This is a genomic window from Cerasibacillus sp., from assembly GCF_036516575.1.
Classification (GTDB): Bacteria; Bacillota; Bacilli; order Bacillales; family Amphibacillaceae; genus Cerasibacillus.
Genome location: NZ_DATBTY010000064.1, coordinates 34,728 through 59,365, shown reverse-complemented (window position 1 = coordinate 59,365; position 24,638 = coordinate 34,728). Strand labels below are relative to the sequence as shown.

Genomic DNA, 24,638 nt, shown 5'->3' with positions numbered 1-24,638 from the left:
GCCTTTTATTTTTTCGAAGTCTAGTGTAAAATTAATTTGAGTCATCATAAATTCCTCCTTGAATGTTTTTTGGGTTATAAACATTGTTCCAGGAATTGTGATGGCTCATTCTCTTTTTACACAATTATATAGACTTAATCGTTCAATGGTATGTAAGTCAGTCCGAGTTACTCCAGTTAGCTCACATTGAAGCGTTCAATGGTATGTAAGTCAGTCCGGGTTGCTCCAGTTAGCTCATATTGAATCCGTCAATGGTATGTACGGCGATAATTTTAGTCGGAGTTAGCTCATATTCGGCTATTCAAAGATACACAAGTCTGCGCTTTATAGCGTAATGATAATACCTATAAAAAGAGACCTCCCTTAAGGAAAAGCAGTGGATTATTACTTTTTAGTGATTGCTAGAATTATTTATGCTAGTTATGTCACAATCTCTTTACGAGTTACCCAAAGTCTGTGGAAAACTATACATAAACCCATCTTTCTGTGTAAAACTCGACCACACTTATCCACAGGCCGTGGATAAGTGTGAGGATAACTCTATACTTTGTAAATTAATCGTAAATAATCTAGATATAGTGGTGTGATATTCACAGGCTTCATATGAACTTGTGCATAACAATAAATGATAGCTTTTTATCAAATATGGCATCGTAGACATTGTTTGCTAGAATATGAAAATGGTATAATGAATGTATATTTTTAGTAGGAGGGTATGTCAATGATGAAAGCGATTCACTCACAAGATGCACCTGCTGCCATTGGACCATATTCACAAGCTATTGAAGCAGGGGACTTTATTTTTGTATCCGGACAATTAGGTGTCGATCCTAGCACAGGAGAAGTAGCTTCAGGAATTGAAGCACAGACAAAACAAGTGTTGGAAAACTTAAAGTCGATTTTAAAAGAAGCTAATACGGACTTATCGAAAGCAATAAAATTTACGATTTACTTATCATCTATGGAAGACTTCGCAACGGTAAATGAAATTTATGGTAGTTATCTAGAGGAGCCATATCCAGCAAGAGTAACGGTAGAAGTTAGCCGTTTGCCGAAAGATGTTTTAGTAGAAATGGATGTTATTGTCTACAATAAATAAAATAGATTATATTCGACAGATTATTACCAGGGAAATAATCTGTCGAATAAACAAAAAAAGAACGAGCTTATTCATATTGAGCAAGTTCTTTTTTTATTTCTTGTCTTATTTTGTCCAAGCACTGTTCTGGTGTGTCGGCAAAGACACGTTTATTATTAACAATCGCGTATGGTCTCACACGACATAATCCACAAAAAGATAAACAATCATGAATGAGTACCGCGACTTCAGGGAATTCCTCTTCAAGAATGGTTTCAATATCTAATGTCATCATCGCATTTCCATTACAGACTTCGACAATAACAATCCCCACGAATATCACTTACTTTCTATGATCTATAGTACAATGTACGCTTCATATTATATTGTCTACAAGTGAAGGTTAATTTACCATAAACAATGGAGGAAATCAATTTGTTAGCTTGGAAATAAAGAAGGTTGTCCAATAAGTTATGCAGACTGACTTATAGGACAACCTTATTGCTTTATGATTGAAGGGCATTTTTTTCGTCATATAAATGACAAGCTACCCAGTGATTTTTCTTATATTCTTTAAATTGTGGTTCAACCTTACGACATACATCCATTGCTAATGGACATCTTGTTCTAAAACGGCAACCACTTGGTGGATTAACTGGACTTGGTAGATCACCTTCTAAAATGATTCTTTCTCTTGTTCGTTCCACCTTAGGATTTGGTAATGGAATAGCACTTAATAATGCTTTTGTATAAGGGTGTAGAGGGTCTTCGTATAACTTGTCACTCGGTGCTATTTCTGCCATTTTACCCAAATACATGACACCAACACGATCACTAATATGTTTCACCATCGATAAATCATGGGCAATAAATAAATAAGTTAGTCCATGATCTTTTTGTAATCGTTTCAATAAGTTAACAACCTGTGCCTGGATGGAAACATCTAAGGCAGAAATCGGTTCATCTGCCACGATAAAATCAGGATTTACAGCTAGAGCCCGGGCAATGCCGATACGCTGACGCTGTCCACCACTAAATTCATGTGGATAACGGTTACCATGCTCGCTATTAAGACCAACTGTTTCTAATAATTCATTAACACGGTTTATTCTTTCTTTATTGTTTTTTGTAAGTTGGTGAATGTCCATACCTTCAGCGATAATATCTTTTACAGTCATTCTTGGGTTAAGTGAAGCATATGGATCTTGAAAAATCATTTGCATGCTACGATTGAATTTCTTTAGCTTTTTTTTAGATTTAATGGCATGAACATCTTCACCACGAAATTTTACTTCGCCCTCTGTTGCTTCATATAAGCGTAAAATTGTTCTCCCAACAGTCGATTTGCCACATCCTGATTCACCAACAAGTCCAAACGTTTCACCTTTATAAATATTAAAAGTAACCCCGTCAACAGCTTTTAAAACGTCTTGACGATTTAGTTTAAAATGTTTTTTTAAATTGTTCACCTCGAGTAATTTTTTCTTAGGATTAGTCATGAACTTTCGTACCTCCTACGACCGCAGTTTCTGGTATATCAACTTTAGGAGCTCGTTCATCTAAAAGCCAGCAAGCGGTTTTTTGTGTATCAGATAACTTCGTGTACTCTGGCATATGATCTTTGCATGCCTTCATTGCATATGGACATCTCGTCACAAAAGGACATCCTTTTGGTGGATTTGCCAAATCAGGTGGTGAACCTGGGATGGCTTGAAGCTCTTCATCTTTATTTTGATCTATTTTCGGCATGGATCCTAGTAAGCCCCATGTATATGGGTGTCGAGGATTGTAGAAAATTTCATCAACAGTACCCGTTTCAACAACTTTTCCACCGTACATGACTGCAACACGATGAGCGGTATTAGCAACAACTCCGAGATCATGTGTAATCATGATGATGGCTGTTCCTGTTTTTTCTTGTAGTTCACGCATTAAATCAAGAATCTGTGCTTGAATGGTCACATCAAGTGCTGTTGTAGGCTCGTCAGCAATGAGTATTTTTGGATTACAAGCTAGAGCTATAGCGATCATCGCTCGCTGTCGCATACCTCCGGAATATTGATGAGGATATTGGTTAATTCGAACATCTGGATTTGGAATTCCAACAAGTTTAAGTAATTCAATCCCACGTTGGTGAGCATCTTTTTTTGACATGTTTTGATGTTTGATAAGACCTTCTGCGATCTGCTTACCAATTGTCATTGTCGGATTTAATGAAGTCATCGGATCCTGGAAAATCATACTTATCTCTTTTCCACGAATATTTTCCATTTGTTTCTCAGACCTTTTTGTCAAATCTTCTCCATTAAAAATGATAGAACCACCGACAAACTTTCCGGGTGGCATAGGTGTTAATTGCATGATTGATTGAGCAGTAACACTTTTTCCTGAACCAGATTCACCTACAATCGCTAATGTTTCTTTTTCATTAAGATGAAAAGTAACCCCTCTGACAGCTTTAACTTCTGCATTATATGTGTCAAACGATATGGAAAGATCGTTAACTTCTAATATTTTTTTCATTTTGGCATCTCTCCCATTACTTCCGTTCTTTTGGATCTAGTGCATCTCTTAATCCATCACCAACAATATTAAATGCCAGCATCGTTAAACAAATAAAAAACGCTGGGAAGAATAACTGGTATGGATAATATTGGAATGACGCTAACGCATCTGAAGACATCGTCCCCCAGCTCGCTTTTGGAGCAGGTACACCTAAGCCGAGATAGCTTAAAAATGCTTCAGTAAAAATAGCTGACGGAATAGTTAATGTCAGTGTGACAATGATTGGTCCCATCGTATTTGGGACTAAATGTTTGAATAATAGTCGGAAATCACTTGCCCCGAGTGACTTTGATGCCATTACATATTCTTCTGAGCGTAATTGCATCACTTGCCCGCGTACAATCCGCGCCATATTAATCCACCCTGTAATCGTCATGGCGATAATCAATGTCCATAATCCCTGTTTCATAACCACCATCAGTAATATGACGACTAGTAGATATGGAACACTGTAAAGGACATCAGCAATTCTCATCATATATTCATCAACTTTTCCACCGAAAAATCCAGCGACAGCACCCCATATAACACCAATAATAAGGTCGATAAGTGATGCCATAAGACCGATAAACAAAGAAATCTTTGCGCCATACCATGTTCTAGCAAAAATATCTCGCCCTAGATTGTCAGTTCCAAACCAATGTTCTGCAGAAGGGGGCTTGTTAGCATTCATTAAATCGTTATCACGATAATTTTGCCCTGAAATAGTTTCGCCAAAAAGAGCCATAAAGGCAAGTAAGATAATAATGACAATACCTGCTAATGCAAGTTTGTTTTTGCGAAAACGTCGCCAAGCATCTTTCCAATAAGAAGTACTTTGACCGGCTATTTTTTCTGCTTCTTTTTGATCAATTTGAATCGGTTCAAAATCGGAGTCACGTAAATGTACTTGAGACATTATTTTCCAGCCTCCTGTGATGTTACTTTAATTCGTGGATCAACAAGACCATAAATGAGATCAACGACTAGTATAGATACTAATAAGAGTACGCTAAAGAAGACAGTTGTACCCATAATAACCGTATAGTCCCTGTTAGTTACACTAACGACAAACTCATTACCTAAACCAGGGATACCGAATATTTTTTCAATAACAAAGCTTCCTGTGAGTACCGACACAACTAAAGGCCCCATATATGAAACGATTGGAAGCATGGCGTTTCGAAGAGCATGCTTATACGTGACAACACGTTCACTTAATCCTTTAGATTTAGCCGTTTTAATATAATCTGCACTCAAAACTTCTAACATACTTGACCGCATCAGTCGTGCAATAAATGCAAGCGGTGTTGTTGCTAATGCAACAGCTGGAAGTATCGTATGTGCAAATGATTCAAATCTAGCAATGGGCAATGCCTGTAATTTAATAGCAAAGATGTATTGCAATATGGTAGCCATGATAAAACTTGGTACCGATATACCGAGGACTGCAATAATCATTGCTGTGTAATCGGCGAATTTATTGTGACGTATAGCAGCAATAACACCGAGCAATACCCCGAATGCTAGAGCAATAAAGATTGCTTCTGCCCCTAATATTAACGAATAAGGTAAACTTCTCTTAATAATATCCGTTACTTCTTGACCGTCATATTTGAATGACGGTCCAAAATCAAACTTGGCTGCTTTAATCAAATAATCAAAGTACTGTTCATGTATTGGATCGTTCAATCCATATGCTTCCATCATTTGTTTTTCAATGGCAGGTGATGTTTTTCTTTCAGATGTAAACGGCCCACCAGGAGCAATTTTCATTAAAATAAATGTAATTGTAATGATAATAAATAAAGAAACGATGATTGACCCTATTTTTTTTAATAGATATCTAGCCAAGTGTTACACCTCCATATATAGTTCAAAATGAATGGACGTAAATATAAATCTATAGTTCTTTCATTTTGTAATATTTAACAAACATGTCCACAAAAGAAAAAGAGGAATGACATTCATCACTCCTTTATTTCTATTAATCTTGTATAACACATGAAATAGAAATAATGATTTACTAAATCAATGGTATTGTTTACTAATTCTATAAGGAGATGATGATCTATGTTGTTATTATGATTTTCTATTTCATGTTGCTATTGTAAGTAGTAAATTAGAAAATACAAGGTATATAGAAATCTATATACCTTGTCATTCCATTTTTTAACATTATTCTTCTGCAATATAACCCCACTTGTACTGAACAACTCCAAGTGGTGACACTTCTACATCTTTAACATAGTCCTTTTTAGTCCAGACGTTAGTATAGAAGTAGACAGGAGCAATTGGTAATTCTTCCATAAAGATATCTTCTGCTTGATGCAGTAACTCTTCACGTGCATCGATATCTGTTTCTGTACGTGATTTCTTGAGTAACTCTTGGTATTCAGCATTTTCCCAATTTGTGTAGTTGTTACCGCCAACTGTTTCAAAAATCTCTAGGAAATTGATCGCATCGTTAAAGTCTGCAATCCATCCCATACGGCCAACTTGGAAGTTACCTGCACCCATAGAATCTAGGTATACGGCCCACTCTTCGTTGTTTAATTCAACCTCAACTCCGAGATTTTCTTTCCACATATCCTGAACAGCCTGTGCAATAGCGCCATGTGCTTCACTCGTGTTATACGACAGCTTAACATTAGGTAAGCTATCTAACCCAAGTTCTTCTAAACCTTTTTCAAGATATTTTTTAGCCTCTTCAACATCGTTATCGTTGAAGTACCCTTGTTCGTTTTTAGCAAAGATGGCTGATGGTACTAATGCCATAGCAGGTTGCTGTTCACCTTGTGTAATGTTGTCAATGATTCCTTGGCGATTAATCGCTAGAGCAAAAGCTTTACGGATATTAACATTATTGAAAGGCTCTTCCTCAACATTAAATGCGTAGTAATAAATACCTGATTGTGGCGCGATGTTTAAAATACCTTCAGATTTATATGCTGGAATAGCTGCTAAAGGAACTGAATCTGTTGGTGATCCGAGCCAATCTAATTCGCCACTATCAAACATTTGTTTAGCTGTGTTTTCGTCATCAATCATATACATATTAATTGTTTCAAAATTAACCGTGTCTGCATCCCAGTAATCTTCATTTTTCTTAAGTACGATTTCATCTTTATGCTTCCATGACTCTAATAAAAATGGACCATTAGTTACATAATCTTCTGATGCTTCTTGAGCCCATTTATCATTGCCATCAACGACCTTGTGATTAACTGGGAAATACGTGTAGAATGCTGTTAATTCTAAAAAGTATGCTGTGGGTTGCTCTAATTCTACAACTAATGTATGGTCATCTTCTACTGTAACACCAATATCATCCAATGATCCGCCATTTTCTTTAGCATCCTGAGCTCCTTTTATAGGATACAGTTGGTATGCATAGTCTGTATCAGCATTATCTGGATCGAGTACCCATTTCCATGCATATTCAAAATCATGAGCTGTTACAGGGTCTCCATTAGACCACTTTGCATCTTCACGGATCTTAAACGTATAGGTCAATTTATCTTCTGATACCTCGTAACTTTCCGCCATTGCTTCTTCAACTTCGTTATCTTGGTTTACACGCATTAATCCCTCGAAAACCTGATTGAGTACAGCTCCAGATGTTGTATCTGTAGCAAGTCCAGGGTGTAGTGAAGGTGGTTCTTCACGGATATTCACATTAAGTGTCTGATCCTCTGCTACTTGACTACTTGTGCCCCCATTTTTTGAGGTACCTTCATCTTTGGATTTCCCCTCGTTGTCACCACCACATGCTGCTAAAAAAATCCCCATGGTTAAAACCAAAGCAAGTAGTAACGATAATTTTCTCCATTTCATATGGATGACCCTCCCACTTTTTGTGTAATTTTTCGACAAACTGAAATATCTTTCAATTCATCGTTGTGACTATTATACAACAATTTTACGTTTTTTCCACTAAAAATTCACTTAATTTGTAAAAATACGAAGTAAGTAGTAAATAAGATAAGTCCATTAAATCCCATGATTATAATGTTTTTGCTCTAATGATATAATTAGAAAAAATATTGGTAAACATATTAATGTATAGCATATTTTTGTATATTTACAGTACTTCTAATACAATCATATGTGTCGTAGATCATAAAATATGCTAAATAAAAAAGCGTTAGACTTTATCTCATGTTGTGCTAAAATAAACGACATATAAAAAAGAGAATGTCTATATATCAAATCATCTGACATATAGACATCCTCATATGATGAAAGTCTTTCTAGCTTTTTAAGAACTCCAGGAATGGGACTTATTATCCGCATATTCATATTTATACCATACCGTTAACGTAGCGATTCCTCCTAAAATCAGTATGCCACTTGTCACAAAAAAGACAGCCTCAAAGCCGAAGAATCCGGCCAACATACCACCAAGGGCAGGTCCTGCCATATTTCCGAAGAATCGTAAGCTCGTATTGTAACCGAGTACCTCACCTTGCATGGCCATTGGTGCTTCTTGGCGAATATAAGCAATTCTAAGTGGTACGATACCACCAAGTGAAATACCAAGTAAAAAGCGTAACAGAATGAGTTGCCACACACTTGTGACAAATGCACCTGGTAAATAGACAAGTCCGGAAATGAATAGGAGAATAATTAATATTTTCATATAACCGATTCGATCACCGAGTTTTCCCCAACGTCGACTCATAAATAAGTTACCGAGTCCAGCAGCTGAGAATGTCATACCAGAAAAAAGAGCAATATGTTGCAGACCATTCAATTCAGCTACATAAAGTGGAAGGATTGGTTGAATGCTAAAGTGAGCAATCTGAACGACGGCAGACATTAACATCACAACAAGTAAAACAGGGTGTCTCACAATATGCAATAAAACTTCCTTAGAAGAATAGGATGCTTTTTCTTTACTACTGACCTTGACTTGCATCTCTTTGATACCGAAAGCAACGATCATTGCTGATAATAGTAGGGCCATAGCTGTCCACTTAAACGTCTCAGCAAAACCAAATGTATCAGCAAAAATACCGCCAATCATAGGTCCCAATAAAGCGCCGGTAATACTACCGGTTTGTAATGTGCCAAGTACCCGTCCGGCAATTTCTTGTGGTGTCTGGACCGCAATCAATGCTTGTGACATCGAAACGAACCCAGTAAAGACTCCCATGATAAACCTTAGAATAAACAGTTGCCAAACGTTTGTGGCATATCCCATAAGAAATACAGTCAGGCTCATACCGAGGGCAAAAAGGACGAGGATTGTCTTCCGACCATGTTTATCGCCAAATCTTCCCCAAATGGGTGAAAAGATAAAGGCGGTAACAAATGTAATACCAAAAATCCACCCTGACCAATTTTGTACATAGCTCGTGGAAAAGTCCCCAAGAGAATTGACGTACAAAGAAATGAAGGGGAGAACCATAGTCATACTCCCTGAGACAAAGAAATTCGCAATCCACATGATTACCAAGTTACGATTAACATCTCGTATTGGATAATTAATAAATATACACACTTCTTTCCGTAAATATTTCGTTATTCTAAATATCTATTATAGATGAAGAGAATAGAAAATAAAGTTATCTGCTTACTAATATAATGAGTAATCATTTGGTGAAACGAATGGCAAGCGTTAAAATGGATATGTTAGTAAAAAGAATATAGCTAAAAAATACCAACCCATATATACATATTAATAGGAAGAAAGTTGTGCAAGACAGGAGTGAGAAGTATGGGAGAAGAGCAGAAAGCAATCACATCACAAACATGGGCGATTACATTATTTACGATTGCGGTTTTTATGTCGGGATTGGATAACGGAATCATTAGCACAGCATTGACAACAATTAGTGATTCTTTCCATGTGTCGCCATCCTGGGGTGCATGGTCAGTTACCATTTATACATTTGGAATTGCCATTAGCGTTCCGATTATTGGTAAATTGTCAGATCAGTATGGAAGAAAGCGATTATTTTTAACTGAAATTACGTTGTTTGGAATCGGGTCTTTATTAGTCGCATTAAGCCCTAATTTCACCTTTTTATTATTGTCTCGTTTCATTCAAGCGATTGGTGGCGGTGGTATTTTCGTTATTGGAACCTCTTATATTCTCGCCACCTTACCAAAAGAAAAGCAGGGAAAAGTACTTGGTATCTTTGGTGGTATGCACGGTCTCTCGGCCGTTATTGGTCCCAATTTAGGAGCGGTTATCCTACAGCTCACAGGTAAATGGCAATGGATGTTTTTAATTAATATACCGATTGTTATCTTCCTAATTGTCTTCGGATACATTAAAATACAAGAAACAAAATCTACACAAGCAGGAAGATTAGATATCATTGGGTCAATTTTATTAGGCGCTGGGATATTAGCTATTATGTTTGGTTTAACGAATATTGAAAGTGAGCTAAGTGTATGGCCATATCTTGTACTAGGAACAATTCTTTTTATTTTATTGATTCGTTACGAAAAATACATTGAACAAAAAGGCAACGAACCAATCATTCCAACATCCCTTCTGAAAAGCCAATTATTTCGCATCACTTTATTTATTGGGTTATTATCAGGTGGTTTTTTAGCAGGAATTATTTTTATCCCAGCGTACGTACAACAAGTATTACAAGTACCTGTAGAACAAGCTGGTTACTGGTTAACCCCGATGGCACTTGCATCAGGAATTGGTGCAGGGCTTGGTGGAGTGTTAACAGATAAAATTGGCGCTCGACAAACACTTATTATAGCCGGAGTGATTGGGTTAACCGGATTCGTTTCATTTCCTATCTGGGTGAGTGGATTTATTTCTTATTTAATAGCGAGTGTATTTGCTGGGATAGGGTTAGGATTTTTGTTAGGAGCGCCTTTAAATGTTTTAGTTGGGGAGAGCGCCGGACAAGCTAATAAAGGAACAGCAATAGGGACACTATCTCTCGTTCGCCAAATCGGACTTACTCTATTTCCTACATTATATGCTGGATTATTAACTAAGGCTTACATCCGATTAGAGCATGTATTAGAGACTAGCTACTCAGGGAAACTTCAACTGTCTGATGTAGGTACTGAAAACTATAGCCTTTTAATCGAACAAGTTGAGCAGCTTATAGATCCGCATTTGAAATCGGAAATATTAGCGACAATATCTAGAACACTTGAGTTAGGATTTTCTAGTATGTTTATGGTTGCCGCCTGTTTAGCATTTATTACTATCTTCATCGGTATTTATTTAACACGAAAAAACGTCTAATATGTCGGTTAATATGATTAAAAAGAATATATATAACTGAAAATACTATCTAATTCTTGTTTTAATTTAACACAAGATTAGATAGTTTTTTTCTTGCAATATAGTAGAAAGTGTCGTTAAATAGATAAAGAATGCGTTTTCATAAATATAGTTTTTAGTTCAATAAAAAAGCCCTAGTTTATATGATGTTTATAAAAAACGGTGATTTAACAATGTTTAGACAAATCAACAAATGGTAAAGTGTTGGAAAATAAGAAATAGAACGTCTTAATTTATTTGTAATATAAATTTAAAAAACTAGTGCAATTTTTTGAAAGTCATAGTATAATGGACAGCATAACAATTATAAAGGTTGAATTGACAGAATATTTAACATGATATGCGTAGGAAATAAGAAAAGTGGCATACGTTGCGCTATATTTTAAATAAGCTATGTAGTGTAAATTATTTGTAGATTCATAAAATAGAGTTTTTTGTCAGTAATCTGAGGGGGGAACTGGAAAGTGAGTCAAGCATTGCTAGAAATTAAAAACTTAAAAACGTCGTTCCGCATTAAAGATGATTATTACGCTGCGGTTGATGACGTTTCTCTAAATGTTAATAAAAATGAAGTGCTTGCTATCGTTGGTGAGTCTGGTTGTGGAAAGAGTGCGTTAGCCTTCTCTATTATGGGGTTACATAACCGAGCGAAAATAGAGGGGAATATTTTGTTTAAAGGTCAGGACCTCGCCAATGCCTCACCTTCAGAATGGAGTAAAATTCGTGGTAAAGAGATGGGTATGATTTTCCAAGATCCATTAACTGCATTAAATCCGTTAATGATTATTGGTGAACAAATTGGTGAAACGATATTACTTCATAATAAAAGTGTATCTAAAGAACAGCGAAAACTTAGAGTTGTAGAATTACTTAAAAAAGTTGGTATCCCACATCCGGAAAGGGTCTATGAACAATTTCCACATGAATTATCAGGTGGAATGAGACAGCGGGTCGTTATTGCGATGGCCATTGCCAATCAACCAGAACTTTTGATTGCAGATGAACCGACAACTGCTCTTGATGTGACGATCCAATCACAGATTCTTGATTTAATGAAACAATTGAAGGAAGACATGGACGCGGGGATTATCATGATTACACACGACCTTGGGGTTGTTGCCGAGATGGCAGATCGTGTTGCCGTTATGTATGCTGGACAAATTGTTGAAATTGCTGATGTGTATACGTTATTCGAAAATCCGCAACATCCGTATACACGTTCATTATTAAATTCAGTACCAAACAATAAAGAGGCATCATCGAAATTGCACGTTATTCAAGGGATTGTTCCATCATTGCAATATTTACCCCGAAAAGGGTGCCGTTTCAGTGCACGTATTCCGTGGATTGATCAATCGGCACATGAAGAAAATCCCGAATTACATGAGGTTGAATCGGGACACTTTGTACGCTGCTCGTGCTACAAACACTTTCATTTCCCTGAAGAAGAAGTGCAATAAGGAGGAAAAGTCGAGATGTCAATTCTAAAAGTGGAAGATTTAAAGGTCCATTTCCCTATAAAAGGTGGAATATTTGGAAGAACGGTCGATCATGTCAAAGCGGTGGATGGTGTATCATTTTCCATCGAAAAAGGGATGACATATGGTCTTGTAGGTGAATCAGGTTCGGGAAAAACAACGACAGGTCGTGCCATTATCGGATTGAATAAAATTACTTCAGGAAATGTATTCTTTGAAGGGAAAAATATTTCATCCTATAGAAAGGCGAAAGCAGATTATTATCAAGATGTTCAAATGATTTTTCAGGATCCTTATTCATCACTTAATCCGAGAAAGCGTGTTCTGGACATCGTGGCAGAACCTTTACGAAACTTTGAAAAATTGTCACGTCAAGAAGAAAAGAAACGTGTTCAAGAATTATTAGAATTGGTCGGATTAAGTCCTGAAAGTATTTTGAAATATCCTCACCAATTCTCAGGTGGTCAAAGGCAGCGGATTGGAATTGCCCGTGCCATTGCATTAAAACCGAAATTAATTATTGCTGATGAGCCGGTCTCCGCATTAGATGTATCGGTACAAGCACAAGTTCTAAACTTTATGCAAGAAATTCAAAAGGAACTCGATTTAACGTATTTGTTTATCAGCCATGATTTAGGTGTTATCCGACATATGTGTAATCGGATTGGAATCATGTATAAAGGACGGTATGTTGAAGAAGGAATGACAGAAGATATCTTTCATAATCCACAACATATTTATACGAAGCGCCTTGTAGCTGCTATTCCAGATATTGATCCTAAAAAACGTGATGAACATGCTAAATTTAGGCAAGAAGTCAAGATAGAATATGAGCAATCATTCAATGACTACTTTGATGAAAATGGCTTAGCATATGATTTACAATCCATTTCTGATACACATTTAGTAGCTTTGCCTAAGAAAGGTTGATAGTTTATGTGGAAATTTACGGTACGTCGAATATTAATTATGATTCCTCAAGTCATCTTGCTAAGTGTTTTGATATTTATGATGGCAAAGATGATGCCAGGAGATGCACTTTCAGGATTAATTGATCCAAATATTGATCCAGCAACAATTGAAGAACAAAGAGAAAAGCTAGGTTTAAATGATCCGTGGCATATCCAATATGCTAACTGGGTAAAGGATTTATTTCAGGGCGATTTAGGTATATCTTTTCGCTATAAGATGCCAGTGACAGAACTCATTGGTCAACGCCTTGCAAATACAGTTTGGCTGTCCATATTAACGCTCGTGTTAATTTACGCCATATCCATACCTTTAGGATTAATTAGTGGTCGTTACAATGATACATGGTTAGATCGAGCAATCACAGGCTACACATATATCGGCTTTGCGACACCGCTATTTATTTTTGCACTTGTCATGTTATGGTTTTTCGGTTTTACATTAGGTTGGTTCCCTACAGGTGGAAGTGTTCAGCCTGGGGTAGAATCAGGAACGTTTGAATATATCATGAACCGAATCTATCATATGTTTTTACCTGCCCTATCAATGGCGCTTATTACGACTGTCAGCACAGTCCAATATTTACGAAATGAAATCATTGATACGAAACAGAAGGACTTTATCTTAACCGCTCGAGCAAAAGGAGCATCTGAATCTCGGGTGTATAACCGTCATATTTTACGGAACTCTCTATTACCAATCGCGGCATTTTTCGGTTACGAGATTACAGGATTAATTGGTGGTACAGTATTCGTTGAAAGTATTTTCAGTTATCCGGGAATGGGCCAACTCTTTTTAGAATCGATTGTGCAACGTGATTATAGTGTGGCGACATCACTCACGTTATTGTTTGGTATTGCAACGATTTTAGGGGCATTATTATCAGATATTATTTTAAGCCTGGTGGACCCACGAATTCGAATTAAATAGAACGAAAGTGTATAAGGTAGGTGAACATAGATGAAAAAAGATGATACAACAATGACAGAAACAATAGAACAACCAGATGAACAAGTAAAGAGTGAGAGTCCAACAGGTTTAAAGATTCTTTGGCGCGAAATTGTCCGTGACAAAGTCGCCCTTATTTCACTCATTTTTATCGTCTTAATTACAACAATTGTATTTGGAGTATCGTTAATTTTAGATCAGGATCAAATTGTAACAGTTGATTTACTTTCCATTCATCAACCACCTTCAGATGAATTTATACTCGGAACGGATTATGGTGGCCGTGATGTGTTCGGTCAATTAATTATCGGTACGAGAAACTCACTAGCGATTGGATTCTTAGTGACGTTGATGACAGGTGTATTTGGAATTATTTACGGTCTAACAGCAGGATATTTTGGTGGTCAAGTTGATAACATTTTAATGCGTATCCTTGACTTTATGATGGTCTTACCATTCTTAATGATCGTTATCGTATTCGTTGCGTTAGTGCCAAAATACAGTGTCTGGACATTCTCTTTAATTATGACGGCATTCTTATGGATGGGGATTGCTAGGCTCATTCGCTCGAAAACATTGGCGGAAAAAGAGCTTGATTATGTCCAAGCATCAAAAACACTTGGATCATCCAACTTGAAAATTATGTTTACACAAGTCTTACCTAATTTAAGTTCAATTATTATTGTTAATATGACTTTGAATTTAGCTGCGAATATAGGATTGGAATCTGGTCTCTCTTTCTTAGGTTTCGGTTTTCCAGAGAGTACACCAAGTTTAGGAACCTTACTAAGCTATGCGACAAATCCACAAACATTACAGTATAGATGGTGGATTTGGGTACCAGCAGCACTGTTAATTTTATTCTTAATGTTAAGTGTTAATAACGTCGGTCAAGCATTAAAACGCGCAACAGACGCAAGACAGCGAAGAGGATAAGAATCAAAGAGGGCCAATATTGGCCTTCGCTTATACGCATTAATTTCTGAATATGAGCTGATTTTTGAATGTTGCACAGTTATTTACAAATAATTAATATGTCGATGAATGTAGTTGCCATTCGCTACAGGAGACCTTAAATAGAATGGATTGACTCTGATACCACCACCCTAACTCATTTTAGTGGTGTGTATATATACAAAGCGGGTAACCGTAAAAATCATATAAATAGGAGGAAAACAACATGAGTAACAAACGTTTTGGTAAAGTGCTCTTAGCACTAATGTTCGTTCTTGTACTGGCTCTTGCTGCCTGTGGTAAAGGCGGGGACGATGCAGACAAAAAAGGCTCTGATAAAGCCAAAGAAGAAACGAAAACAGAAGATGGTCTATATTCAATCGATGACTTCTCTAAAGATGCATCGAATGATGGGGAACCAATTGATGGTGGAGAACTTACTTTTGGTCTTGTAACAGATTCTCCATTTGCAGGAACGCTAAATTTTAACTTCTATTCAGATGCAATTGATAATGAAGTTATTAAATGGATGGATGAATCATTACTTGACATGGATGAAAGTTACAACTACACACAAGATGGTGCAGCAACATTTGAAGTAAGTGAAGATAACAAAACATTCACATTTACAATTCGTGATGAAGTAAAATGGCAAGACGGTGAACCGGTAAAAGCAGAAGACTGGGCATTTGCACACGAAGTCATTGCACATAATGATTATGATGGTCCTCGTTTTGATTCAACATTAAGAAATATTGAAGGTATTGTAGAATATCACGATGGAGAAGCAGATACGATTTCTGGTATTGAAGTCTTAAATGATAAACAATTAAAAATTACGTATAAAGAAGCTACACCATCACTATTATCAGGTGGAATTTGGCCTTATGCACTTCCTAAGCATATTTTCAAGGATATTCCAGTAAAAGATATGTCATCATCAGATGCAGTGCGTAAGAATCCAATTGGTATGGGACCTTTCAAAGTTGAAAAAATCGTACCAGGTGAGTCTGTCGTATATACAAAATTTGAAGATTACTGGAGAGGCGAGCCAAATCTAGACAAAGTAACACTTAAAGTTGTTGGTCCACAAGTTGTTGTGAACGAATTAGAAAATGGTTCAATCGACATGGCAGATAAATTCCCAACAGACCAATATCCAGATAATGCAGATATGAAAAACGTCGAGTTCTTGGGCGATGTTGATATGGCTTACACATATATTGGTTTCAAACTAGGAACATGGGATAAAGAAAAGAAACAAGTTAAACCAGATCCAAACGCTAAAATGGCTGATGTCAACTTAAGAAAAGCAATGTGGCATGCAGTTGATAACGATGCAGTAGGTAACAAGTTCTATCACGGCTTACGTTGGAATGCGACAACATTAATTCCACCGTCACATCCAACATATCATGATGAAACAATTGAAGCGCCAACATACGATCCCGATAAAGCAAATAAAATCTTAGATGAAGCAGGCTATACAGAAAGAGACGAAGATGGATTCCGTAAAACGCCAGACGGTGAAGAATTAGTTATTAACTTCGCTTCAATGGCTGGTGGCGACACAGCTGAACCGTTAGCACAATACTATATCCAAGCATGGAAAGAAATTGGCTTAAATGTCCAATTACTAGACGGACGTCTTCAAGAGTTCCAAACGTTCTATGAGCGTGTTGGTAGCGAAGGTGATGACGATCCAAAAGTTGATATTTTCCAAGGTGCATGGGGTGTAGCAAGTGATGTTGACCCATCAGGTTTATATGGTCCAGAAGCGCTCTATAACTTCCCACGTTACCATAGTGAAAAGAATGATGAGCTTCTAACTAAAGGTTTGTCAGAAGATGCATTTGATGCAGAATTCCGTCAAGAAGCTTATAAAGAGTGGCAAGAATTTATGGTTGAAGAAATTCCAGTATTCCCAACACTTTACCGTGCGAAGTTAGTACCTGTTAATAAACGTGTGACTAACTATTCAATTGATAAAGGAACAGATTTAAGACTTTACCAAATCGGTGTTACAGAAGAGGAACCGGTGAAGTAATGTGGTGAAAGAAAGGCCCTTGAATGAGGGCCTTTTTTTGTTTATCTGTCTTTCTTTATATAGTTCGACCTAAATCTGGTGAACGGAAAGAGAGATTACCACGCGTTGAGTCGTTAATCCGACCTAACCTGTTGAACGGTCAGATAGATTACATCCAGTTATGACAGAATCATATAAAAAATCAAACAACCGTCATATCACTACACCTATATTACAAATCTAGCATCTTTGTTATATTTTCTTCTAATTCTGGTAACCCTTGTAATAGACTCTTAAAAGTCTTGTAAACGCATAGGTGTGTTATCTATGTTAAGCTTACCTATGTCAAACTCAAGGAGGGACTACAATGAAGAAAATATTTGCATCCATGTCAATGGGGCTATTACTTGTAGGAGCAAGTCTATCTACAGCATCAGCAGCAGAGAATTATCCCGTACAACCAGGAGATAATCTATGGACAATTGCTAATCAATTCGAAACCACAGTCGATCAATTAATAGAGATGAACAACTTGGAAACAACCATCATTCAACCAGAACAAAAATTAGTTGTTCAAGAAACATATTCAGTAAAGAAAGATGATACATTATATGGGATAGCAAAAGCTCACCATGTAACGGTTGATGAGTTGAAGAAATGGAATGATTTAGACACAGATCTCATTTTAGTTGGCCAAAAGCTGTACATTAACAGCGAAGGTCATGAGATTGAAAACGAAATCGTTTCAACAACGACACAGCCAAAACAACAACCTAAACAACAACCTAAACAAGTAAAGGAAACAACGTCTAAAAAGGAAGAAAAAAATGAGAGTCAGCCAGAAGGAAAAACATTAACTGTCACGGCAACTGCATATACAGCACAATGTGACGGTTGTTCAGGAATTACGGCAACAGGCATTAATTTAAATAATGACCGTAATAAAAAAGTTATCGCTGTTGATCCAAATATTATACCACTTGGTTCACGTGTCCATGTTGAAGGATATGGTTACGCTATAGCTGGTGATACAGGTGGAGCTATAAAAGGAAATAAAATTGATATTCATGTACCAACAAAACAAGACGCCAAACAATGGGGTGTAAGAACAGTAAAAGTTACAGTGCTTGGAAAGTAAATATGGATAAAAATAAGATAGACGGGGAAGCATCTTAAAAGATGCTTCCTTTTTATCTTCGTACTAAACTCGCTAGAAGCTTCGAAATATGTGCGACGAAAGGTTTAGATGGAGTAAAAGCTTCACCTAAACCAAGTCTACTTTATATAGATTGTTTTTTTCAGGTAAACATTTTATCGTTAATATGTTAAACTATAGATGAATTAAGGGTTATTGATTAATTGTGTGCATTTGGAGTGTACAATTGTGTTTAAAACGCTTACAATTTAAAGGAGGAATAAGTGATGTCAAGTAAAACATTAGATACATTTTTAAGTAATAGCATCGCTGATTTGAAAGAACGAGGGATGTATAATGAAATTGATCCTGTAGAGGGAGCAAATGGACCAACCATTCAAATAGATGGTAAATCTCTCATTAACCTTTCTTCTAATAATTATTTAGGATTAGCAACAGACGAACGTCTAAGGAAAGTTGCGAAGGAAGCGGTGGATACACACGGCGTCGGAGCTGGTGCTGTTAGAACGATTAATGGAACATTAGATCTTCATGTGGCATTAGAAAAGAAAATAGCCGAGTTTAAAGGAACGGAAGCAGCAATTTCGTACCAATCCGGTTTTAATTGTAATATGGCAGCTATTTCTGCTGTCATGAACAAGGAAGACGCCATTTTATCCGACGAATTAAATCATGCATCGATTATTGATGGTTGCCGTCTATCCCGTGCAAAAATCATTCGCTATAACCATTCAGATATGGATGATCTAAGAAAGAAAGCCCAAGCAGCTGTCCAATCTGGTCAATATAAGAAAATCATGATTATTACTGATGGCGTTTTTTCAATGGATGGGGATATTGCTAAGCTCCCAGAAATCGTTGAAATTGCTGAGGAATTTGATTTAATCACCTACGTAGATGATGCACATGGTTCAGGTGTACTTGGTAAAGGAGCAGGGACAGTCAAACATTTTGGTTTACAAGATAAAGTTGATTTACAAATGGGAACACTTTCTAAAGCGATTGGTGTCATCGGTGGCTATGTCGCCGGAAAGCAAAATCTTATCGATTGGCTTAAGGTAAGCTCACGTCCATTTTTATTTTCAACAGCCGTTTCACCTGCTGATGCAGCTGCTAGTCGTAAAGCGATTGAATTATTAATGGAAAGTACAGAGCTACATGACAAACTATGGGAAAATGGAAATTATTTAAAAGCAGGACTGAAGAAATTAGGTTTTGATATCGGTGAAAGTGAAACACCAATCACACCTTGTATTATTGGTGACGAAAAGAAAGCTCAAGCATTTAGTAAACGTCTATTTGAAGAAGGCGTTTATGCGAAATCAATCGTGTTCCCAACTGTTCCAAGAGGTACAGCTCGGGTTAGAAATATGCCAACAGCAGCTCATACGAAAGAGATGCTAGACGATGCCCTAAAAATTTATGAAAAAATCGGTAAAGAAATGGATATTATTTAAGACTGTTTATAAGGGCAATCCGAGTAAAGAGAGGTTTTCGGAATGAAAAGAATTTTAGTAACCGGTGCATTTGGTCAAATCGGTTCAGAGTTAATTAGTAAATTAAGCGATATTTATGGTCAAGAAAATGTGATTGCAACAGATATAAAAGCAGGGGACTATGCTGGGCCATTTGAAAAAGTTGATGTTACAGATGGTGAGCGTCTGTTCGAAGTTGCCAAACAGTACCAAGTTGATACAATTATGCACTTAGCAGCCTTATTGTCAGCGACTGCAGAAAAAATGCCAAAACGTGCCTGGGATATTAATATGGGCGGTTTAATTAATGCGTTAGAAGTAGCTAAAGAACTTGAATTGCAGTTTTTTACACCGAGTTCGATTGGTGCATTTGGTCCAACAACACCGAAAGATCAAACACCACAAGATACAATCCAACGTCCAACAACGATGTATGGGGTCAATAAAGTATCTGGAGAGTTATTATGTGATTATTATTACCATCGTTTTGGAGTCGATACACGCGGAGTTCGTTTTCCTGGATTAATTTCTTATGTCACGCCACCCGGTGGAGGAACAACCGATTATGCGGTAGAAATTTACTATGAAGCGGTGAAAAATAATAACTATACATCTTATATTAAAGAGGGTACGTATATGGATATGATGTACATGCCAGATGCGTTAACAGCTATTATTCAGCTTATGGAAGCAAACCCTGATAAGTTAAAACACCGTAACGCTTTTAATATTTCTGCCATTTCTGCAGCTCCAGAGCATTTTGCAAAAGCGATTCAAGTCCATATGCCAGAATTTAAACTCGATTATCATGTTGATCCCGTACGTCAACAAATCGCTGATAGTTGGCCAAACTCTATTGATTCCTCAGCTGCTGCGGAAGAATGGGGATTTAAGGCACAGTACGATTTAGATAGTATGACAAAAGACATGCTAGAAAAAATAGCAGCGAAATTCAAATAAAATGAAAGAAGCTGGGACAAAACCCTTTTAAAATGAATAAGCCGCATGAAATCAACGTTAATAAATCCGATTTCATGCGGTTGAATTTTTGATTTAATCTATGACTTTCTTCATTGATACAATACTGCAATCTGCTGCTGTAAAGCTTCGTCTTGAATGTATTCATTATAGGTCATTTCTTTATCAATTATGCCTTGAGGTGTTATTTCGATTAAGCGATTTGCTGTTGTTTCCACAAATTGATGGTCATGTGATGTAAACAACATTGCCCCTTTAAATTTAATGAGACCTTCGTTTAACGCCGTAATGGACTCCAAATCTAAATGGTTTGTAGGTTCATCAAGAATGAGAATATTTGCATTTGATAACATCATTTTTGAAAGCATGCAACGTACTTTTTCACCACCAGATAAGACGTCGGCTTTCTTTAGTGCCTCTTCCCCAGAAAAGAGCATTCTGCCTAAAAATCCACGTAAGAATGTTTCTGTTTCATCTTCTGGTGAAAACTGTCGAAGCCAATCGACTAATGTCAAATCACTATTGTCAAAATACGCACTATGATCTTTTGGAAAATATGATAAGGATGTTGTTACACCCCATTCGTATGTTCCTGAATCGGGTTCAAGTTCCCCTGTCAGTATTTTAAATAACGTTGTTTTTGCGATTTCATCAGGCCCGATAAAGGCGATTTTGTCATCACGTTTCATTGTGAAAGTTAAATTGTTGAGAACTTTCCTACCGTCAATTGTTTTTGTTAAACCTTCAACACGTAACACATCTTTACCAATTTCTCGTTCAGGGGTAAAAGCGATATACGGATAACGCCTTGATGAAGGTTTGATATCATCAAGCGTAATATTTTCTAACAGTTTTTTACGAGATGTAGCTTGTCGTGACTTTGAAGCATTAGCACTAAAGCGTGCAATAAAGGCTTGAAGTTGTTTAATCTTTTCCTCTTTCTTTTTATTTTGTTCTTGGGCCATCTGCTGAGCTAGCTGACTTGATTCATACCAAAAGTCGTAATTACCAACAAATATTTCAATCTTACCATAATCAACATCTGCAATATGAGTACATACTTTATTAAGAAAATGCCGGTCATGGGAAACAACGATAACGGTGTTTTCGAATTGAATTAAAAACTCTTCTAACCATTGGATCGCTTGAATGTCTAATCCGTTTGTCGGCTCATCTAGTAATAAAATATCCGGATTGCCAAAAAGGGCTTGTGCTAACAACACTTTAACCTTCTCAGACTCTGTCAATTCTGCCATGTTTTTATCATGTAATGGTTCATCAATTCCAAGTCCTTTAAGAAGAATCGCGGCATCAGATTCGGCTTCCCAGCCATTCATCTCAGCAAATTCACCTTCCAATTCAGCTGCACGCATCCCATCCACTTCGGAAAAATCCGCTTTCATATAGATGGCATTTTTTTCTTGCATCACGGCATATAATTTTTCATGCCCCATTAATACGACTTCAAGCACCTGTACATCCTCATATGCAAAGTGGTCTTGTTTTAAAACAGCTAAGCGAAAATTAGGCGGCATGGATACATTGCCTGTTTGTGGCTCGATTTCACCAGATAATATTTTCAAGAATGTTGATTTTCCGGCTCCATTGGCTCCAATAACCCCGTAACAATGTCCTGGTGTAAATTTTAAGTTGACATCCTCAAACAATTTCTTATCACCATATCGTAAACTGACCTGATTTACTGTAATCATATTTGTTTTCCTCCAACATATAAAATAAAATAATAATAAGGTAAGCTTAACGGATAAGATAACCATTCGTCAATGATGTTTCGTTTTAGTTAACACTGAAATTGTTTAGAAAAAGGGGTATAATAAAAAGCCAAAGATATTCCGCAGCACGGTTACCGAGCGTATTTTAGGGAAAATGAAACCTTTTTCCTACTTAAAACGTATCATCACATAGAAGCCGGGGGGAAATTTCTATGCATGAACGAACGATTTACATCCTATTCATGGATACAGGGACATATCTATCCCGATTAATCCATTTATATACAAAACAACCATTAAACCATGTATCGATTGCCTTTGATAAAAATCTAAAAGAGGTATACAGTTTTGGACGAAAGAAGCCACGCAACCCTTTTAGTGGAGGATTCGTTCGAGAAGATATTCGTAGTAAATATTTAAGAAATGCTCGTTGTGCTCTTTATACATTTCGTCTTACGGAAACAGAATATCAGCAGATTCATCAACTCGTTCAACAGTTTGTAAGAAACAAGGATCAATACCGCTATAACTTTCTTGGACTGCTGGGATTTTTATTTCGAATTAAGATTAAACGTAAGCGGGCGTTTTTTTGTTCACAGTTTGTTGCAACACTTTTATGCTATAGTCAATCTTTTGAACTATCAAAACCAACCTGTTTTACAAAACCTGAAGATATTCGTAGTCAAAAGGGTATGACATTAGTCTATCAAGGTGTTTTAGGAGAATACGATAGGCAGCCACTAATGCCTAATGAAGAGCAAGTTCATATGAAGAAAACTTCCCTCATGTTTTTATTAAGAAATAAAGTAAGAGAAATGGTAATGAGATAGAGAGAGGTGGTGTCATAATGAAAACGGGAAATAGCTATCGATTATTAAAGCTAAAAGATATCTTATTTTCGGAAACAGATAAGAATAATCAACTAACGATTAAAGAGATTAATGAAAGATTACAAGATATCATGGATGAAGAGTTCGATGTGCGGACGATAAAGCGCGATATGAATGTATTAGAAAATATGGGATTTGAAGTTATACAAAATAAGGGGAAGTACGGAAAGCTTTACTATAGCCACCAATCGCGCTTATTTGAAACGTATCAATTGCGTCTCTTAAATGATGCCATTCTATCAGCGCGGTTTATTACTTCAAATGAGAAGAAACGTTTAATCAAAAAGATTAAACAATTAACTAGTAGGCATATTGCCAAGACATTACCGAGTCCGCTCCTTTTTAGTCCGTCATCGAATATCGATTATGATTTAGTAAAGATCAATATTGATTTAGTGCATCGGGCTATAAATAAGAAACAAGTCATCACATATCAATATGGGAAATATAACGTAAATAAGCAGTTTACACATAATCGTAATGGTGAACGTTATGAAGTGGAACCGTATGCCTTAATCTGGCAAAATGATTATTATTATTTGATCGGAAGGTTTATTAAAGAAGATGAGATTCGCCACTATCGCCTTGATCGAATTCGGTATATCGAACTAAGTGAAAGGACATTTCGTAAACAAGACTTTGACTTAGAGTCTTATGTCAATCGATCCTTCCATATGTTTGCAGGCAAAGATACATGGCTTAAAGTCCGTTTCAAAAACCACTTGATCAATGCGATTCTTGATCGATTCGGACATGATGCACGCATTCGCTCCATCGATGATCAACACTTCATGTTAACAACAAAGGCAAAGCTATCTGACGGGCTAATCAGCTGGTTACTTTCCTGGGGAGACCAAGCAAAAGTCTTATCCCCCGACCATGTAATAGAAGCGATAAAAGAAAGAATCCAACAAATGAAAAATCTATATGAATCATAATTAACAAAAGGTGTGTTGATCTGGCCGTCAACACACCTTTTGTGCTGGTTTTCTGATATTAGGTCGCGTTTGTGTTTCAATGCGTTGTCTCGTTGTGTTTTTCTTCGGCGAGAGGCTGTATTGAAGTCTCAACGCGTAGTCTCGTTCTGTTTTATCGCCGCGAGAGGCCGTATTGAAGCTTCAACGCGTTATATCGGATAA

20 protein-coding genes are annotated in these 24,638 nt (G+C 36.8%); 12 read left to right on the top strand and 8 right to left on the bottom strand.

Features of this window, described 5'->3' with window-relative positions; genetic code table 11:
* The first annotated feature begins 721 nt into the window (after positions 1–721).
* Positions 722–1,099, top strand: coding sequence for a RidA family protein (locus tag VIG73_RS11140; protein ID WP_331641956.1), 378 nt, complete (start codon positions 722–724; stop codon positions 1,097–1,099).
* A gap of 67 nt (positions 1,100–1,166) precedes the next feature.
* On the opposite strand, the gene VIG73_RS11135 is transcribed toward VIG73_RS11140, so the two are convergent.
* From VIG73_RS11135 to VIG73_RS11105, 7 genes are all read right to left on the bottom strand, one after another.
* Positions 1,167–1,412, bottom strand: a complete 246-nt coding sequence (locus VIG73_RS11135; protein WP_331641954.1) for a DUF1450 domain-containing protein — start codon at positions 1,410–1,412, stop codon at positions 1,167–1,169.
* A gap of 172 nt (positions 1,413–1,584) precedes the next feature.
* The gene (locus VIG73_RS11130; RefSeq protein WP_331641952.1) at positions 1,585–2,577 is read right to left on the bottom strand and encodes an oligopeptide/dipeptide ABC transporter ATP-binding protein; all 993 of its coding nucleotides are present in this window, start codon (positions 2,575–2,577) and stop codon (positions 1,585–1,587) included.
* Positions 2,570–3,601 carry an ABC transporter ATP-binding protein gene (locus VIG73_RS11125; RefSeq protein WP_331641950.1) on the bottom strand — a complete coding sequence of 344 codons (1,032 nt, stop codon included), beginning with the start codon at positions 3,599–3,601 and terminating at the stop codon, positions 2,570–2,572. The genes VIG73_RS11130 and VIG73_RS11125 overlap by 8 nt, the downstream gene beginning before the upstream one ends.
* Before the next feature lie 16 nt (positions 3,602–3,617).
* Complete coding sequence (locus tag VIG73_RS11120) at positions 3,618–4,541, bottom strand: ABC transporter permease (protein WP_331641948.1); 924 nt, start codon at positions 4,539–4,541, stop codon at positions 3,618–3,620.
* Positions 4,541–5,476, bottom strand: coding sequence for an ABC transporter permease (locus tag VIG73_RS11115; protein ID WP_331641946.1), 936 nt, complete (start codon positions 5,474–5,476; stop codon positions 4,541–4,543). The genes VIG73_RS11120 and VIG73_RS11115 overlap by 1 nt, the downstream gene beginning before the upstream one ends.
* 324 nt (positions 5,477–5,800) lie before the next feature.
* Positions 5,801–7,459 (bottom strand): peptide ABC transporter substrate-binding protein, encoded by a 1,659-nt coding sequence (locus VIG73_RS11110; RefSeq protein WP_331641944.1) that lies wholly within the window; start codon positions 7,457–7,459, stop codon positions 5,801–5,803.
* 424 nt (positions 7,460–7,883) lie between these two features.
* Complete coding sequence (locus VIG73_RS11105) at positions 7,884–9,074, bottom strand: MFS transporter (RefSeq protein WP_331641966.1); 1,191 nt, start codon at positions 9,072–9,074, stop codon at positions 7,884–7,886.
* Positions 9,075–9,344: 270 nt separating this feature from the next.
* Between VIG73_RS11105 and VIG73_RS11100 the strand changes: the two genes are divergently transcribed.
* The 9 genes from VIG73_RS11100 to VIG73_RS11060 all read left to right on the top strand — a co-directional run bounded on the left by VIG73_RS11100 (position 9,345) and on the right by VIG73_RS11060 (position 20,858).
* On the top strand, positions 9,345–10,853 hold the full coding sequence (locus VIG73_RS11100; RefSeq protein ID WP_331641942.1) for an MFS transporter: 1,509 nt from the start codon (positions 9,345–9,347) through the stop codon (positions 10,851–10,853).
* Between the two features lie 503 nt (positions 10,854–11,356).
* Positions 11,357–12,352 carry an ABC transporter ATP-binding protein gene (locus tag VIG73_RS11095; RefSeq protein WP_331641940.1) on the top strand — a complete coding sequence of 332 codons (996 nt, stop codon included), beginning with the start codon at positions 11,357–11,359 and terminating at the stop codon, positions 12,350–12,352.
* Positions 12,353–12,367: 15 nt separating this feature from the next.
* On the top strand, positions 12,368–13,300 hold the full coding sequence (locus VIG73_RS11090) for an ABC transporter ATP-binding protein (RefSeq protein ID WP_331641938.1): 933 nt from the start codon (positions 12,368–12,370) through the stop codon (positions 13,298–13,300).
* 6 nt (positions 13,301–13,306) lie between these two features.
* Positions 13,307–14,269: an oligopeptide ABC transporter permease gene (gene opp4B, locus VIG73_RS11085; RefSeq protein ID WP_331641935.1), complete on the top strand. Its 963-nt coding sequence runs from the start codon at positions 13,307–13,309 to the stop codon at positions 14,267–14,269.
* Positions 14,270–14,320: 51 nt separating this feature from the next.
* Positions 14,321–15,223 (top strand): ABC transporter permease, encoded by a 903-nt coding sequence (locus VIG73_RS11080; RefSeq protein ID WP_331641964.1) that lies wholly within the window; start codon positions 14,321–14,323, stop codon positions 15,221–15,223.
* Between the two features lie 244 nt (positions 15,224–15,467).
* Positions 15,468–17,288: an oligopeptide ABC transporter substrate-binding protein gene (gene opp4A / locus VIG73_RS11075; RefSeq protein ID WP_331641933.1), complete on the top strand. Its 1,821-nt coding sequence runs from the start codon at positions 15,468–15,470 to the stop codon at positions 17,286–17,288.
* A 346-nt stretch (positions 17,289–17,634) separates the two neighbouring features.
* Complete coding sequence (locus VIG73_RS11070; RefSeq protein WP_331641931.1) at positions 17,635–18,405, top strand: 3D domain-containing protein; 771 nt, start codon at positions 17,635–17,637, stop codon at positions 18,403–18,405.
* Between the two features lie 284 nt (positions 18,406–18,689).
* Entirely contained in the window at positions 18,690–19,880 is a 1,191-nt protein-coding gene (locus VIG73_RS11065) for a glycine C-acetyltransferase (protein WP_331641929.1), read from the top strand.
* 42 nt (positions 19,881–19,922) lie between these two features.
* Positions 19,923–20,858, top strand: a complete 936-nt coding sequence (locus tag VIG73_RS11060) for an L-threonine 3-dehydrogenase (protein ID WP_331641927.1) — start codon at positions 19,923–19,925, stop codon at positions 20,856–20,858.
* A 110-nt stretch (positions 20,859–20,968) separates the two neighbouring features.
* Here the strand turns inward: VIG73_RS11060 and VIG73_RS11055 are convergent, their stop codons facing one another.
* On the bottom strand, positions 20,969–22,588 hold the full coding sequence (locus VIG73_RS11055; RefSeq protein ID WP_331641925.1) for an ABC-F family ATP-binding cassette domain-containing protein: 1,620 nt from the start codon (positions 22,586–22,588) through the stop codon (positions 20,969–20,971).
* Positions 22,589–22,821: 233 nt separating this feature from the next.
* On the opposite strand from VIG73_RS11055, the gene VIG73_RS11050 reads away from it, so the two are divergent.
* Both VIG73_RS11050 and VIG73_RS11045 read left to right on the top strand, forming a co-directional pair.
* Positions 22,822–23,439: a hypothetical protein gene (locus VIG73_RS11050; protein WP_331641922.1), complete on the top strand. Its 618-nt coding sequence runs from the start codon at positions 22,822–22,824 to the stop codon at positions 23,437–23,439.
* 17 nt (positions 23,440–23,456) lie between these two features.
* A complete protein-coding gene (locus VIG73_RS11045; RefSeq protein ID WP_331641920.1) occupies positions 23,457–24,437 on the top strand; it encodes a WYL domain-containing protein in 981 nt (326 codons plus the stop codon).
* The last annotated feature ends 201 nt before the right edge of the window (positions 24,438–24,638 follow it).